This window comes from Ideonella sp. A 288 (genome assembly GCF_002198735.1).
Taxonomy (GTDB): Bacteria; Pseudomonadota; Gammaproteobacteria; order Burkholderiales; family Burkholderiaceae_C; genus Pseudaquabacterium.
Map to the genome: position 1 here is coordinate 124557 of NZ_MWLO01000145.1, position 12647 is coordinate 137203.

12 protein-coding genes are annotated in these 12647 nt (G+C 71.2%); 1 reads left to right on the forward strand and 11 read right to left on the reverse strand.

The window, feature by feature from the left end; translation table 11 throughout:
• Window positions 1-114: 114 nt before the first annotated feature.
• From EOINJALH_RS24295 to EOINJALH_RS24305, 3 genes are all read right to left on the reverse strand, one after another.
• Window positions 115-903: a phage holin family protein gene (locus EOINJALH_RS24295; RefSeq protein ID WP_144290149.1), complete on the reverse strand. Its 789-nt coding sequence runs from the start codon at window positions 901-903 to the stop codon at window positions 115-117.
• Between the two features lie 111 nt (window positions 904-1014).
• Window positions 1015-3828 carry a serine/threonine-protein kinase gene (locus EOINJALH_RS24300; RefSeq protein WP_158219880.1) on the reverse strand — a complete coding sequence of 938 codons (2814 nt, stop codon included), beginning with the start codon at window positions 3826-3828 and terminating at the stop codon, window positions 1015-1017.
• Between the two features lie 76 nt (window positions 3829-3904).
• A complete protein-coding gene (locus EOINJALH_RS24305) occupies window positions 3905-4462 on the reverse strand; it encodes an ECF-type sigma factor (RefSeq protein WP_158219881.1) in 558 nt (185 codons plus the stop codon).
• A 199-nt stretch (window positions 4463-4661) separates the two neighbouring features.
• Here EOINJALH_RS24305 and EOINJALH_RS24310 point away from each other — a divergent pair, with 199 nt between their 5' ends.
• Window positions 4662-5144, forward strand: coding sequence for a lipopolysaccharide assembly protein LapB (locus tag EOINJALH_RS24310; protein WP_088285013.1), 483 nt, complete (start codon window positions 4662-4664; stop codon window positions 5142-5144).
• A 12-nt stretch (window positions 5145-5156) separates the two neighbouring features.
• On the opposite strand, the gene EOINJALH_RS24315 is transcribed toward EOINJALH_RS24310, so the two are convergent.
• The 8 genes from EOINJALH_RS24315 to ftsA all read right to left on the reverse strand — a co-directional run bounded on the left by EOINJALH_RS24315 (window position 5157) and on the right by ftsA (window position 12642).
• On the reverse strand, window positions 5157-5369 hold the full coding sequence (locus tag EOINJALH_RS24315; RefSeq protein ID WP_088285015.1) for a hypothetical protein: 213 nt from the start codon (window positions 5367-5369) through the stop codon (window positions 5157-5159).
• 13 nt (window positions 5370-5382) lie between these two features.
• A complete protein-coding gene (locus EOINJALH_RS24320) occupies window positions 5383-5568 on the reverse strand; it encodes a hypothetical protein (protein ID WP_088285017.1) in 186 nt (61 codons plus the stop codon).
• 8 nt (window positions 5569-5576) lie between these two features.
• Entirely contained in the window at window positions 5577-6512 is a 936-nt protein-coding gene (lpxC, locus tag EOINJALH_RS24325) for a UDP-3-O-acyl-N-acetylglucosamine deacetylase (RefSeq protein WP_088285146.1), read from the reverse strand.
• A gap of 115 nt (window positions 6513-6627) precedes the next feature.
• The gene (locus EOINJALH_RS24330) at window positions 6628-8049 is read right to left on the reverse strand and encodes a serine/threonine-protein kinase (RefSeq protein ID WP_088285019.1); all 1422 of its coding nucleotides are present in this window, start codon (window positions 8047-8049) and stop codon (window positions 6628-6630) included.
• 40 nt (window positions 8050-8089) lie between these two features.
• Complete coding sequence (locus EOINJALH_RS24335; protein WP_088285021.1) at window positions 8090-8962, reverse strand: DUF3365 domain-containing protein; 873 nt, start codon at window positions 8960-8962, stop codon at window positions 8090-8092.
• Window positions 8959-9753 carry a hypothetical protein gene (locus tag EOINJALH_RS24340; RefSeq protein ID WP_144290150.1) on the reverse strand — a complete coding sequence of 265 codons (795 nt, stop codon included), beginning with the start codon at window positions 9751-9753 and terminating at the stop codon, window positions 8959-8961. The genes EOINJALH_RS24335 and EOINJALH_RS24340 overlap by 4 nt, the downstream gene beginning before the upstream one ends.
• Window positions 9754-10078: 325 nt before the next feature.
• A complete protein-coding gene (gene ftsZ / locus EOINJALH_RS24345; protein ID WP_088285025.1) occupies window positions 10079-11314 on the reverse strand; it encodes a cell division protein FtsZ in 1236 nt (411 codons plus the stop codon).
• Between the two features lie 95 nt (window positions 11315-11409).
• On the reverse strand, window positions 11410-12642 hold the full coding sequence (gene ftsA, locus EOINJALH_RS24350) for a cell division protein FtsA (RefSeq protein WP_088285027.1): 1233 nt from the start codon (window positions 12640-12642) through the stop codon (window positions 11410-11412).
• Window positions 12643-12647: the final 5 nt, after the last annotated feature.

A 12647-nucleotide genomic window follows, 5' to 3' on the forward strand; every position in this document is an offset into this window, starting at 1 on the left:
TGAATCCGCCACCACGGGCTGCGGGAACGCTCGTCGGGCCTGACAGAGTGCTGCGATTGCAGGCCAGGCGGGGCCCAGCGCGTGCGATTCGCCAGGCGCCTGGCTCGAGCCGGCTCAGGCCGGATCGACCGCTGCGACACCGGCCGGCGCGCGCGGGCTGGCGACGGCTTGCGTGGTCTGCATCAGTGCATGGCCCAGGCGCAGCAGGGCGGCCACTTCGTCCAGCGTGGGCTCGGTCTTGCCGTCGTCGCGCTTGAGGCTCAGGAAATGGTGCTGGGCATGGGCATGGATCTCGCCGTCGCGCAGCGCATGGGCCCGCAGCCAGAGGGCGTCGACCGCCGGCGTCCACACGGCCGCCCACAGCGGCTCGCTGGCCAGCAGCACCCAGCGTTCGCTGAAGGCGGCGCTGCCCACCTCCTGCGGGGTCCAGTTCACCCGGTCGTCATCGGGGTGTTCCAGGGAGGGTTCGAAGACCCTGCCGGTGGCCCGGTGCAGCAGATCCTCGATGGCCGCCTCGGCGCGGAACAGCATGTTGTCCGGCGCCGGCTGGCTCTGACGCTGGCGCCACTTGGCGCGCGAGCGCTGCCAGGACTTGCGCGACACGACGACGAAGCCGCCGGGCGACACGCCCGGCACGCCACCCTCGAAATCGGTCCAGCGCTGGCCATCGTCTTCATCCTGGTGCGGCCCGCCACGCCACTCCCGTTCGCCCAGCTTGCAGGTGAACTGATCGTGGCCCGCATACCGCCAGCCTTCGGCAGCGGCCAGGCGCCGGGCTTGGCCGCGCTGCCGCCATTGGACACGCAGGCCGCCCAGCACCCGCCAGGTGATCCACAGCGTCAGGCCGCCAAAGACCAGGATGAAAACGCCCAGGCCGAGCATCGTCAATTGGGGTGAGGTCATCGCGCGGGCTCCGTTGGCTGTGATTCATCCACGCTGATGCCCACGCAGACCCGGCGCGAAACCCGCCACGCACGCGAACCACGCCGACGGGCTTCGGCCCGGGCCCCAGGGTCAATGCAGCACCAGGAAACCGTCGGGCAAGGCTCCGCCGATGGCCTGGCCATACAACGCGTCGGCCTCGGCCCGGCGTGCGGCAGCGGCCAGCACCTGACCGTCTGCGCGCAGGATCTCGGCTTCCGCGCCCATCATCTCGGCACGAAACGGATGCAGCGCCGGCAGCGGCTGCAGCGCGGGGCCCAGCGCGACCCGGAAGCGCGCGCCGGCCTCCGCGCGCTGGGCCGCCGGGGTCTGCAGCGCGCCGAGCCAGGCCGCCACCGCCTGGCATTTCAGGCTGCGCGGGTTGGTCGGCCCCAGCGCGGCCGTCAGCGTGGCGCAGGCCTGGTCGGCGGCCGCCGCGGCCGCGGTGGCATCGGCCGTGCCCCGCGCGGCCACCGCCAGTTGCAGGCGCTTGGCCGCACGCTCCAGCGGGTTGTTGGCCTTGCCCATCTGCTCGGCGTTGGCCAGGCTGGCCCTCAGGGCCTGCAGGCCCTCGTCGCGCTGGCCTGCACCCAGCAGGGCATCGGCCAGGTACCAGCGCGCCGCCTCGCGATAGCGCGTGGGTTGCGCGTACTTGGCGTCGAGAAAAGCGCTCACTTCGCGCGCCATCGCCACGGCGTCCTCATGGCGGCCCCCCTGCGTTAGCAGGCGCACCAGTTGCAGTTCGGCGAGCTTCACGGCCTCGGGCTCCGGCGGCGTGCGGGCCGCGACGTTGGCCACATTGGCCCGCTGCACATCGACCGCTTCGCCATAGCGCCCCAGCTCGGCCAGCACGCGCGCATACAGCGCCCGCGTGACCGCCGTGCGGTCGTGGTGCGGGCCGATGTGGCGGTCGACCAGCGGCACGGTCTCGCGCAGGGCCTGCTCGGCCGCGGCGAACTCGCCGCGGTTGAACTGCAACTGCGCCAGCTGGGTGCGGGTGCCAATGCGGTCGGTCACCGGGTAGTCGCTCACCTGGGGTGCCAGCTGCTCGATGCGCTGCACCAGCGCCTGCGCCTCGGCGAGGCGGCCACCCGCGATGTGGTTGACGGCCACGTTGTTGGCCACGGTGAAGTAGTCGGCCGTGGCCTCGCCGCTGAACCGGGCCTGCTCGCGCAGCGCCTCGTCGCCGAGGGCCAGGCTGCGGTCGAGCTGGCCCTGCTGCGAGGCCATGTAGGCCTGCCAGGCCAGCACGCGGCCGGTCCAGCGCTGCGGCCGCGGGCCCAGGCCGTCGGCCAGCGCGGTCACGCGGGCCAGCGTGGCCTCGGCCTTGGCAAAGTCGCGCAACTCCATCTGTGCCTGGCCGAGCCAAAAGAGCGTTTCCACGCTGCGCTCGTCGCCCGGCGAGGCCAGCCGCTCGCGCACGGCCAGGCTGCGCTGCAGGTGGGTGGCCGCCGCGGCCATGGCGCCCATCTCGAGGTAGATGCTGCCCACCACCTGATGCAGTTGCGCCTGCACGTCGGGCTGGCCGGCAAAGTCGCCGTCGATGCGCCCGGCGGTCAGGTCGAGCAGCTGGCGCGCGCTGAGCTCGCGGCCCTGCGACTGCTGGGGATCGTTGTAGGACAGCACCTTGGCCAGGAAAGCCTGCACCGCGTTCGAGCGCTGGGCCTCGGCACGGGCGCGGTCGGCCTGCCACCAGGCCACGCCGGCACCGACCACCAGCGCCACCGCCACCAGGGCACCCGCCGCGATGGCCAGGCCCTGGCGCTCTAACAAGCGGCCCAGGCGGTAGCCCAGCGTGGCCGGGCGCGCCAGGATGGGCAGCGCCTGAAGATGGCGCTCGATGTCCTGCGCCAGCGCCTCGGCCGAGGCATAGCGGTCGGCCGGCCGCGGCGCCATGGCCTTGCCCACGATGGTGTCGACATCGCCGCGCAGCGCGCGCTGGGTGGCCGGGTCGGTGGCGGCGGCGCTGGGCTTGCCGGTGTCGGCGGCCAGGATGGCCTCCTCCAGCGCGGCGGGAGTCGCTCGCTTCAGCGCATAGGGCAGGCGGCCGGTGAGCAGCTCATGCATGAGCACGCCCAGCGAATAGACGTCGCTGGCGGTGCCCAGCGGCGTGCCGGCGATCTGCTCGGGCGAGGCGTACTGCGGCGTCAGCGCGCGGCCACCCAGCTGGGTGAGCTCGGTGTCGGCGGTGACGCCGGTGTCGTCCAGCAGCTTGGCCACGCCGAAATCGAGCAGCTTGACCTGGCCATGGTGGTCGACCAGCACGTTGCCGGGCTTGAGGTCACGGTGGATCACCAGTTGGGCATGCGCATGCTGCACTGCCTGCAGCACCTGCCGCATCAGCCGCAGGCGGGCGGGCACGTCGAGCCGATGCTGCTCGGCCCAGCGGGTGATGGGCAGGCCGTCGACGTACTCCATCGCCAGCCAGGGCTGCGCGCCGTGGGTGCCGGCGTCGAGCACGCTGGCGATGTGCGGGTGGCTCAGCGCCGACAGGATCTGCCGCTCGCGCGCAAAGCGCTCGCCGATCACCTGCGCCCGCGCGCCCAGCCAGGGCAGCTTCAGCGCCACCTCGCGGCCATGGGCCCCGTCGCCGCGCCGCGCCAGCCACACACAGGCCATGCCGCCGACGCCCAGTTCGCGCAGCAGCACGTAAGGGCCGATGGCCTGGCCGGCCACGGAGTCCGACGAAGGCGCCGCGCCGCCGGCCGTCAGCGCCGGCAGCACACGCAGGAAATCGCTGCGGTCGAGCGCCTGGCGGTCCTCCAGCAGATGGCGCAGCGCCGGGATCAGTCGCTGCCGATCGGCCGGCAGCGCCGCCAGCCAGGCTTCGCGGTCGGTGGGCGGCCCGTCCAGTGCCTCGTCCAGCAGTTGGAAGAGGATGGCCCAGTCGGCGGGAGACGGTTGCATGGCGTGCACGGGACCTCGGTCACCCGGGATCACGCATTCCGGCGGCGGCATCCGCCATGGCACGTGCCCGGGTGCGTCATTCGCGCTTCAGCGCCGCGTAGAGGAAGCTGCGCGCCTTCTCCCAGTCGCGCTCGACGGTGCGCTTGCCCACGCCCAGCGCCTGCGCGATCTCGTCCATCTCCAGGCCGACGAAGTAGCGCATCTCCACCACGCGCACCATGCGCTCGTCGATCGCGGCCAGCGCCTCCAGCGCCTCGTGCACCGCCAGGATCTGCTCGTCGCCGGCCGGCGTGGCGTCGGACACCGCGGTGTCCAGCGTGACCCGCTGCAGGTCGCCGCCGCGGCGCTCGGCCCGCGATTCGCGCACCAGGTCGACGATGACCGAGCGCATCGCGCGCGCGGCATAGGCCATGAAATGCCCGCGGTCGTTGACGCTCAGCCGCTCGAGCTGTGCCAGGCGCAGGTAGCTCTCGTGCACCAGCGAGGTGGTGTCCAGCAGCGTGGGGCCAGGCCCGCGTCGCAGCTTGGCATGGGCCACCTGCCGCAGGTCGGCATAGAGCAGGCGGTAGAGCCGGTCGATGGCGCCGGCATCGCCGCGGCCTGCCGCCTGGATCCACTCGGTGATGTCGCTCATGCCCGTTGCGCCGCGCTGAAGTCGTCGCAGCATAGCCCAGCCCTGCGATGGCGACGACGGGCGGGCGCGGGCACGACGGCTGGCGCGGTGACGGTCGTGAGGGTCGTGAAGGTCGGCTTGCCCAGATGCTGGCCAGGGTGGCGGCCAGACGATCGACAATGGCCCCTCCATTGCCATCCCCACCCGCCAGGACTTCGACATGACGCTGTTCTCCTTCCTCCGCGCGCTGACGGCCGGCCTGCTGGCCCTGTCCCTCGGGGCCGCACAGGCCGCCGACACGCCCGTGCCGGCGCCGCATGGCACCGATCGGCTGTCGCCGGTGCGCGGCTTCATCGCCCAGCGCAACTGGCCGGCGGCGATCGACGAACTGACGCGCCAGAACGACACCGGCAACGCCGACTGGAACAACCTGATGGGCTTCAGCCTGCGCAAGGCCGCCAAGCCCGACCTGGCCGCGGCCGAACGCTTTTACGACGCCGCGCTGCGCATCGACCCGCGGCACGCCGGCGCGCTGGAGTATTCGGGCGAGCTGTACCTGATGACAGGCCGCCTGGACCGCGCCGAGAAGCGCCTGGCCGAACTGGACGACGCCTGCTTCCTGCAGTGCCCCGAGTACGTGGACCTGAAGAAGGCCATCGACCGCTACAAGGCCAACGGCAACCGCTACGTGCCGACGCCCTGATGGCAAGGCTTGCTAGTGGATCAGCGCCTTGATGCCGTCGATGACGCGGGCGAAGATCCAGATGTCGAAGGTGCCCAGCACCACCACGACCGACCAGCGGTAGAGCGCCTTCGCGCGTTCCTTGGGCACCGGCTCGCCGGTGCTGAGGTACAGCACGAAAAAGAAGATGGATGAACCCGCGAGGGGGATGAGCAGCAGGCCGGAAATCCAGAACAACAACTTCATGGTCGGTCCGACTCTACAGCAGCAGGGCCAGGCGCTCGAGGATGAGCACGGCGAAGAAGCCCAGCGCGGCGATCAGCGTCCACTTCAGCAGCAGCACGCCGCGCCTGCGCCACACCACCTGGCTGGTGCCCACGTACATCGCGAAGCACAGCAGGCTGGCCACCAGCAGCAGACCGAAGACGAGCCGGAAGGCGAGCATCGCAGCGCCTACCAGGCCGGTGCCAGTTCGGCAAAGCCGGCCGGCGCCCGGGCGGCGTTGTCGAAGCTCACCAGTTCCCAGGCCGTGGGGTCGGTCAGCAGCTTGCGCAGCAGCAGGTTGTTGAGCGCGTGGCCACTCTTGAAGGCGGTGTAGCTGGCCAGCATCGGGTGACCGGCGTTGTACAGGTCGCCGATGGCGTCGAGGATCTTGTGCTTGGTGAACTCGTCGTCGTAGCGCAGCCCACCGGCATTGAGCACGCGGTCTTCGCCGACGACGATGGCGTTGTCCATGCTGCCGCCCAGCGTGAGGCCGCGCGAGCGCATCGCCTCCACGTCCTTGCTGAAGCCGAAGGTGCGGGCGCGCGCGATGTCGCGCTTGTAGCGGCCCGAGCCCATGTCGAAGGTGGTGCGCTGGCCGGTGGCGTCGACGGCCGGGTGGTCGAAATCGATCTCGAAGCTGAGCTTGAAGCCGTTGAAGGGTTCCAGCCGGGCCCACATCAGCCGCTGCCCTTCGCCCTGGCGCACCTCCACTGTGCGCAGCACCCGCAGGTAGCGCTTGGGCGCGTCCTGCAGCGCGATGCCGGCGCTTTGCAGCAGGAACACGAAGCTGGCCGCCGAGCCGTCGAGGATGGGCACCTCGTCGGCGGTGATGTCGACGTGCAGGTTGTCGATGCCCAGGCCGCAGCAGGCCGACATGAAGTGCTCGATGGTCTGCACCTTGGGCGCGCCGGGGTCGCCGCCGGCCGAGATGGTTGAGGCCATGCGGGTGTCGCTGACCGAATCGAAGCGCACCGGGATGGCCACCGGCACGGCCAGGTCGACGCGGTGGAAGACGATGCCGGTGTCGGGCGCGGCGGGCCGCAGCGTGAGCTCGACCTTCTGGCCGCTGTGCATGCCGACGCCGACCGCACGGGTGATCGACTGGAGGGTGCGCTGGCGGATCATGGCGCCATTGTCGTGCATCGGCAGCCAACGGCGTGGCAGCCCGCCGGATCAGGCTGGCTTCGCACGGACGGGCGGCAACCGCCGGCCCGGATCGGTGCCGCGCGCCGCATCGGCCTCACGCCAGACGCTGCAACTCGTCGATGAAGCGCTGGCGCTGGGTCGTGTCGGTGATGGCCTCGGCCAGCCGCGCCACGAACAGGTCGCGCTGCCCGGTGGCCGCGGCGGCCTTCTTGACCACGATGCGCGCGATCGGCCCCACCTGCTGGGCCAGCAGGCGCTCGGCACGTTCGCGCAGGGCGTCGTCGACCGCGCCGGCCGCGGCCGACCGGGTGCCCGCACCACCGCCTGCGGTGGTGAGCGCGGTGGCCTGCGAGGCCTGGCCCAGGAAGGCGCTGCGCGCCACCGGGTTGCTGACCTGCGCGGCCAGGCGGTTGTACAGCTCGGTGAGGTCGCCGCAGTCGCGCGCGGCGCGCCGCACCATCACGCCGGCCAGCGGCCCGACATGGCGCGCCAGCGTGTGCTCCACCTGCGACAGCACGGCGGCGTCCCAGTGCGTGGGCACGCCCCCGGCGGAGGCCGCGCTGGAGCGGCCCGCCGCGCCGCCGGCCGAACCCGCCGTCGGCGCGGCGGCGTCGCCATCGGTGCCCGTGCGCCGGGCGGCCAGGGCCGTCATCGTGGCGTCGGACACGGTGGCCGCGGCGGCCTTGCCGATGGCCATGGCCACGGCGGCACGGAAGGCCTCGGCCGATGCGAAGCGCTGCGCCGGGTCCTTGGCCAGGGCCTTGGCGACGATGGCATCGTAGGCGCGTGGCCGGGCCGCGCCGCCTTCCACCTCCGACGGCACCGGCGCCGGATCGTGCACCACCTTGTACATCAGCGCCTCGGGCGTGCCAGTGAACGGCTGGCGGCCGGTGAGCAACTGGAACAGCACCACGCCGGCGCCGTAGATGTCGACCCGCTTGTCGATCGGCTTGCCCAGGAACTGCTCGGGCGCCATATAGGTGGGCGTGCCGACCATCATGTTGGCCTGGGTCAGGCCACCGGCCTCGATGCGGGCGATGCCGAAGTCGGCGATCTTCAGGCGCCCGGCGCGGGTCATGATCAGGTTGGCGGGCTTGATGTCGCGGTGCCACACGCCCTGGCCGTGCGCGTGCTCGAGCGCGTCGAGCAGCTGGGTCATCACGCTCAGGATGTCTTCGTCGGTGAAGCGGATCTGGCTGGCCAGGAAATGCGACAGGTTGCTGCCGGCGACGAACTCCATCGCGATGAAGGCCGTGCGGCCGTCCTCGCCGTAGTCGTACACGCCGACGATGCCCGGGTGCTGCAGGCGGCCGGCGGCCTGCGCCTCGTTGCGGAAGCGCGCGGCGATGGACTCGGCGAAATCCGATCCGTCGTCGAGCTGCCGGCGGATGGTCTTGAGCGCCACGACGCGCCGGATGTCCGGGTCGAAGGCCTTGTAGACCACGCCCATGGCGCCCTCGCCGAGGACCTCGGTGATCTGGTACTTGCCGAGCTGTTCGGGAACGGGGGTGGGCATCGCCGGGCGCTGCGGGTCAGGGGTGGCGTGTCACGGGACGTCAGGCTTCGAGCATCTTCATGGCCTGCACGACGCTGGCCCGCATTCGGGCGAACGACTGGGCGAGCACGCCGATTTCATCACGGCTGCCGGTGGCGAACTCGGGCGCGTCGAGATCGCCCTGGCTGACGCGGTCGGCCAGTTCCGACAGCCGGGTGACGGGCCGCACGACGACGAACCAGATCATCGCGTTGAGCAGCACGCCGACGGCGACGAACACGCCCACCAGCGCGCCGATGAAGACCTGGAACGAGCGGTCGGCACGCTCCAGCGGCAGCGTCATCGGCACCGACATGATCTGCGCGCCGATCACCTCGTTGAGGTTCCAGCCGAAGCCGTTGGCCGGGCCGTACTTGTCGACCATGGTCTTGGGCGCGGCCTCGACGCTGGAATGGCAGCGCAGGCAGGCCGGGTCGGTGATGCGCAGCGGCCGGGCGATGAAGAGCGACCGGCCCGCGGGCGTGTCGCGCTGGCCGACGAACTCCTTCAGGTCGGCGCTGTTGCGGAACTGGCTGACGATGTCGACCTCCCAGCCGGCGGCCCGGTCGCGCGGGTTGGTGGGGTTGAGCGTGGCCTCCTTGTAGGCGAACTCGGGGTGCTTGGCCTGCACCGCGGACAGCACCTCCACCGCCGAATAACTGGGCACCGACTGCGGCAGGAATTCGTACTTCATCTGCGTCTCGAGCAGCGGCGTGATCTGCTTGGACGTGTAGGCGCGCACCGCGACGGCCTTCTCCATCATCAAGCGCGCGCTGTTGAGCACCTCGTCCTGCGCGTTGGCCTGCAGCAGGTTGCGGACGATCAGCCCGCTGGTGGCCACGCCCAGGGTCATGGCCAGCACATACAGCAGGTTGAACTTGACGAGCAGCTTCATCGACGGACTCCGTAGGGGGTCGAGGCGGGTTTGACGAACAACTGGGGGTACAGCACCGTGTCCCACTCGGGGTGCGCGGGGAGGCGGGCGGCCAGGCCGGAGCGGAACGCCACGTCGCGCGCCAGTGTCGCGAAGCGGCGGGGAAACTCACGGCGCAGCGCCGGCTCGGCCGTGAGCCAGGGCGCCAGCGCCTCGTAGGTGGGCACGGGCCGATCGACCGGCACCACGACCTTGCCTTCGAATCGGGCGGCTCGCGGACCGATGGTGTCGCGGAACCCGCGCGGCACGGTCTTCAGCAGGGCCGGGTCGGGCCGCGGCGAGACCTCACTGCCCAACGCGCCTTTCCGGAGGTAGCTGCCGCCCGCCGGCAAGGCATGCCGGCCCGCGGCGCCAGCCCGTTCGACGGCCGCGGCGCCGCCCGATTCGGCGAACAGCCAGGTGGTGCCGGGCTCGACCTGCGCCACCACCACGCCTGGCGCCGGCAGCACATCGAGCTGAGGCGAGACATGGCCACGGTGGGGGTCGGTCGGACCGCTGCGCTGCTTGACCCAGCCGGACAGCAGGTAGCACACGGGCGCGGCGCCCTGACGGCGCCCCAGTGCCCCCGGCTGCAGCATCACGCGGGTGCCGGGACCGAGGTCGAGCAGGCTGCCGTCGGGCCACTCCAGCCGCAGCAGCGTGGTGCCGGGCGTGGTCTCGACGATCGTGCCGTCGGGCAGCCGCAGGCCTTCGGCGGCCGTCACGGCGCGCGCACCGATCAGGGCCATCGCCTCGCCGTCCAGGATGGTCAACAGGGGCTGTGGCGCAGACGGCGGAGCCGCCCGCAGCGGGCCCGCGGAAAGCGCCGCCGCCGCGCCGACACAGAACTGCCTGCGTCCGAATTCGAACGTCATGCCCACGCCCACCCCGGTTGCCTCTGCCGCCGCGGAACCCAGGTGCGATGCGGCCAGGGCGCGATGGTAGCCCGTGCGTGCAAGGTCGGCACGGCCCGAGGGCGGCCGCGCCCTCGGTGCGGCCGGCACAGCGTGACGCGATGCGCACAAGGACGGCCGGGGCGCGCGCCCGGGCCGTCCTGTCCTTCGCAGATCGACGCCGGCCGGGGCCGGCATCGCCGGCTCAGTCCGCCTGCTTGCGCAGGAAGGCCGGGATCTCGATCTCGTCCATGCCGTTGGAGCTGAGCGCCTCCACCTTGGCCGCGGCCTGCGTGCGGGCGCTGCGCCACACGCTGGGCGTGGACAGCCCGCTGTAGTCGTGCTGCACCGGCCCACCCGTGTGGCCGACGTTCATCGGCTGCGGCGCCACGTTGTTGAGGATCGGCAGGTTGTCGGTGCCGGTGCGCAGCGCCGGGGTCTGCTGGGCCGTCGGCGGCACCACCGTCAGCGGTTGCAGGGCCGGCCGCGTGCGCGACAGGCCGGTGGCGATGACGGTGACGCGCAACTGGTCGCCCAGGCCCTCGTCGTAGGCCGCGCCGAAGATGATGTGCGCGTCCTCCGCGGCATAGCGGCGGATGGTGTTCATCGCCGCCTTGCTCTCGCTGAGCTTGAAGTTGTTGCGGTTGGCCGCGATCAGCACCAGCACGCCGCGCGCGCCCGACAGGTCGATGCCCTCGAGCAGCGGGCAGGCCACCGCCGCCTCGGCAGCCTTGGTGGCGCGGTCGGGGCCGCCGGCCTGCGCGGTTCCCATCATCGCCTTGCCGGGCTCGCTCATCACCGTCTTCACGTCCTCGAAGTCGACGTTGACGAGGCCGTGCATGTGGATGATGTCGCTGATGCCGCCGACGGCGTTCTTCAGCACGTCGTTGGCGTGCGCGAACGCCTGGTCCTGCGTGACGTCGTCGCCCAGCACCTCGAGCAGCTTTTCGTTGAGCACCACGATCAGGCTGTCGACGTTGGCCTCGAGCTCGGTGGTGCCGGCATCGGCCTGCTTCATGCGGCGCGGGCCTTCGAAGTCGAAGGGCTTGGTCACCACACCGACGGTGAGGATGCCCATCTCCTTGGCCACGCGGGCCACGATGGGCGCCGCGCCGGTGCCGGTGCCGCCGCCCATGCCGGCGGTGATGAACACCATGTGCGCGCCGTCCAGCGCCTGGCGCACGCGCGATTCGGCCTCTTCGGCCGCGGCCTTGCCCTTCTCGGGCTTGCCGCCGGCGCCCAGGCCGTTGTCGCCCAGCTGGATCAGCTGGTGCGCGCTGGACCGGTTGAGCGCCTGCGCATCCGTGTTGGCGCAGACAAACTCCACCCCTTGCACCCCCTGGCCGATCATGTGCTCGACGGCGTTGCCGCCGCCTCCGCCCACGCCCACCACCTTGATGCGGGTGCCCTGGTCGAACTCTTCGATCATCTCGATAGGCATGTGACTCTCCTTTGTACGTCTGTAGCAGTTGCCATGTGAATGCGGATAAAACCCAAAGAGCGTGGAACGTGGACCGTTCCTTGTGTTCGTGGTCGTCAGAAGTTGCCGAGAAACCAGTCCTTGGCGCGGCCGAACAGCGTCTGCACCGAGCCGGCCTGCTGCGCCACCTTGAGGCCCCGCAGGCGGGCCATGCGGGCCTCCTCGAGCAGGCCCATCACCGTGGCCGAGCGCGGGTTGGCCACCATGTCGAACAGCGGGCCGCTGTAGGTCGGCAGGCCCTTGCGCACCGGCTTGAGGAAGATGTCCTCGCCCAGTTCCACCATGCCCGGCATGACGGCCGAGCCCCCGGTGATCACGATGCCCGAGGACAGCAGTTCCTCGTAGCCCGATTCGCGGATGACCTGGTGCACCAGCGAATAGATCTCTTCCACGCGCGGCTCGATCACGCCGGCCAGCGCCTGGCGGCTGAGCATGCGCGGCGCGCGGTCGCCCAGGCCCGGCACCTCGAGGTTCTCGCTCGGGTCGGCCAGCAACTGCTTGGCCACGCCGTACTCGACCTTGATCTCCTCGGCGTCCTTGGTGGGCGTGCGCAGCGCCATCGCGATGTCGCTGGTGATCAGGTCGCCGGCGATCGGGATCACCGCGGTGTGGCGGATGGCGCCGTCGGTGAAGATGCTCACGTCGGTGGTGCCGGCGCCGATGTCGACCACGGCCACGCCGAGGTCCTTCTCGTCGTCGGTCAGCACCGCCGCGGCGGCGGCGCTGGGGTTGAGCACCAGGCGCTCCACCTCGAGGCCGCAGCGGCGCACGCACTTCAGGATGTTCTCGGCCGCGCTCTGCGCGCCGGTGACGATGTGCACCTTCACCTCGAGCCGGCTGCCGCTCATGCCGATCGGCTCTTTCACCTCGTGGCCGTCGATCACGAATTCCTGCGGCTCGACCAGCAGCAGGCGCTGGTCGTTCGGGATGTTGATGGCCTTGGCCGTCTCGACGACGCGGCTCACGTCCACCGGTGTCACCTCGCGGTTGTCGCGCACGATGACCATGCCCGTGGAGTTCTGGCCGCGGATGTGGCTGCCGGTGATGCCGGTGTAGACCTTCTCGATCTTGCAGGCGGCCATCATCTCGGCCTCCTTCAGCGCCTGCTGGATGCTCTGCACGGTGGCGTCGATGTTGACGACCACGCCGCGCTTGAGCCCGTGCGTGGGCGCCACGCCCAGCCCGGCCAGGCGAAGTTCTCCGCCGGGCATCACCTCGGCGGCCACCACCATCACCTTGGCGGTGCCGATGTCGAGCCCGACGACCAGATCGTTGTACTGTTTGGCCATGTGGT

Excerpts from the sequence above, each read along its gene's own strand:
- EOINJALH_RS24295 (WP_144290149.1), bottom strand. The coding sequence starts at position 903 with ATGACCTCACCCCAATTGACGATGCTCGGCCTGGGCGTTTTCATCCTG.
- EOINJALH_RS24300 (WP_158219880.1), bottom strand. The coding sequence starts at position 3,828 with ATGCAACCGTCTCCCGCCGACTGGGCCATCCTCTTCCAACTGCTGGAC.
- EOINJALH_RS24305 (WP_158219881.1), bottom strand. The coding sequence starts at position 4,462 with ATGAGCGACATCACCGAGTGGATCCAGGCGGCAGGCCGCGGCGATGCC.
- EOINJALH_RS24310 (WP_088285013.1), top strand. The coding sequence starts at position 4,662 with ATGACGCTGTTCTCCTTCCTCCGCGCGCTGACGGCCGGCCTGCTGGCC.
- EOINJALH_RS24315 (WP_088285015.1), bottom strand. The coding sequence starts at position 5,369 with ATGAAGTTGTTGTTCTGGATTTCCGGCCTGCTGCTCATCCCCCTCGCG.
- EOINJALH_RS24320 (WP_088285017.1), bottom strand. The coding sequence starts at position 5,568 with ATGCTCGCCTTCCGGCTCGTCTTCGGTCTGCTGCTGGTGGCCAGCCTG.
- lpxC (WP_088285146.1), bottom strand. The coding sequence starts at position 6,512 with ATGATCCGCCAGCGCACCCTCCAGTCGATCACCCGTGCGGTCGGCGTC.
- EOINJALH_RS24330 (WP_088285019.1), bottom strand. The coding sequence starts at position 8,049 with ATGCCCACCCCCGTTCCCGAACAGCTCGGCAAGTACCAGATCACCGAG.
- EOINJALH_RS24335 (WP_088285021.1), bottom strand. The coding sequence starts at position 8,962 with ATGAAGCTGCTCGTCAAGTTCAACCTGCTGTATGTGCTGGCCATGACC.
- ftsZ (WP_088285025.1), bottom strand. The coding sequence starts at position 11,314 with ATGCCTATCGAGATGATCGAAGAGTTCGACCAGGGCACCCGCATCAAG.
- ftsA (WP_088285027.1), bottom strand. The coding sequence starts at position 12,642 with ATGGCCAAACAGTACAACGATCTGGTCGTCGGGCTCGACATCGGCACC.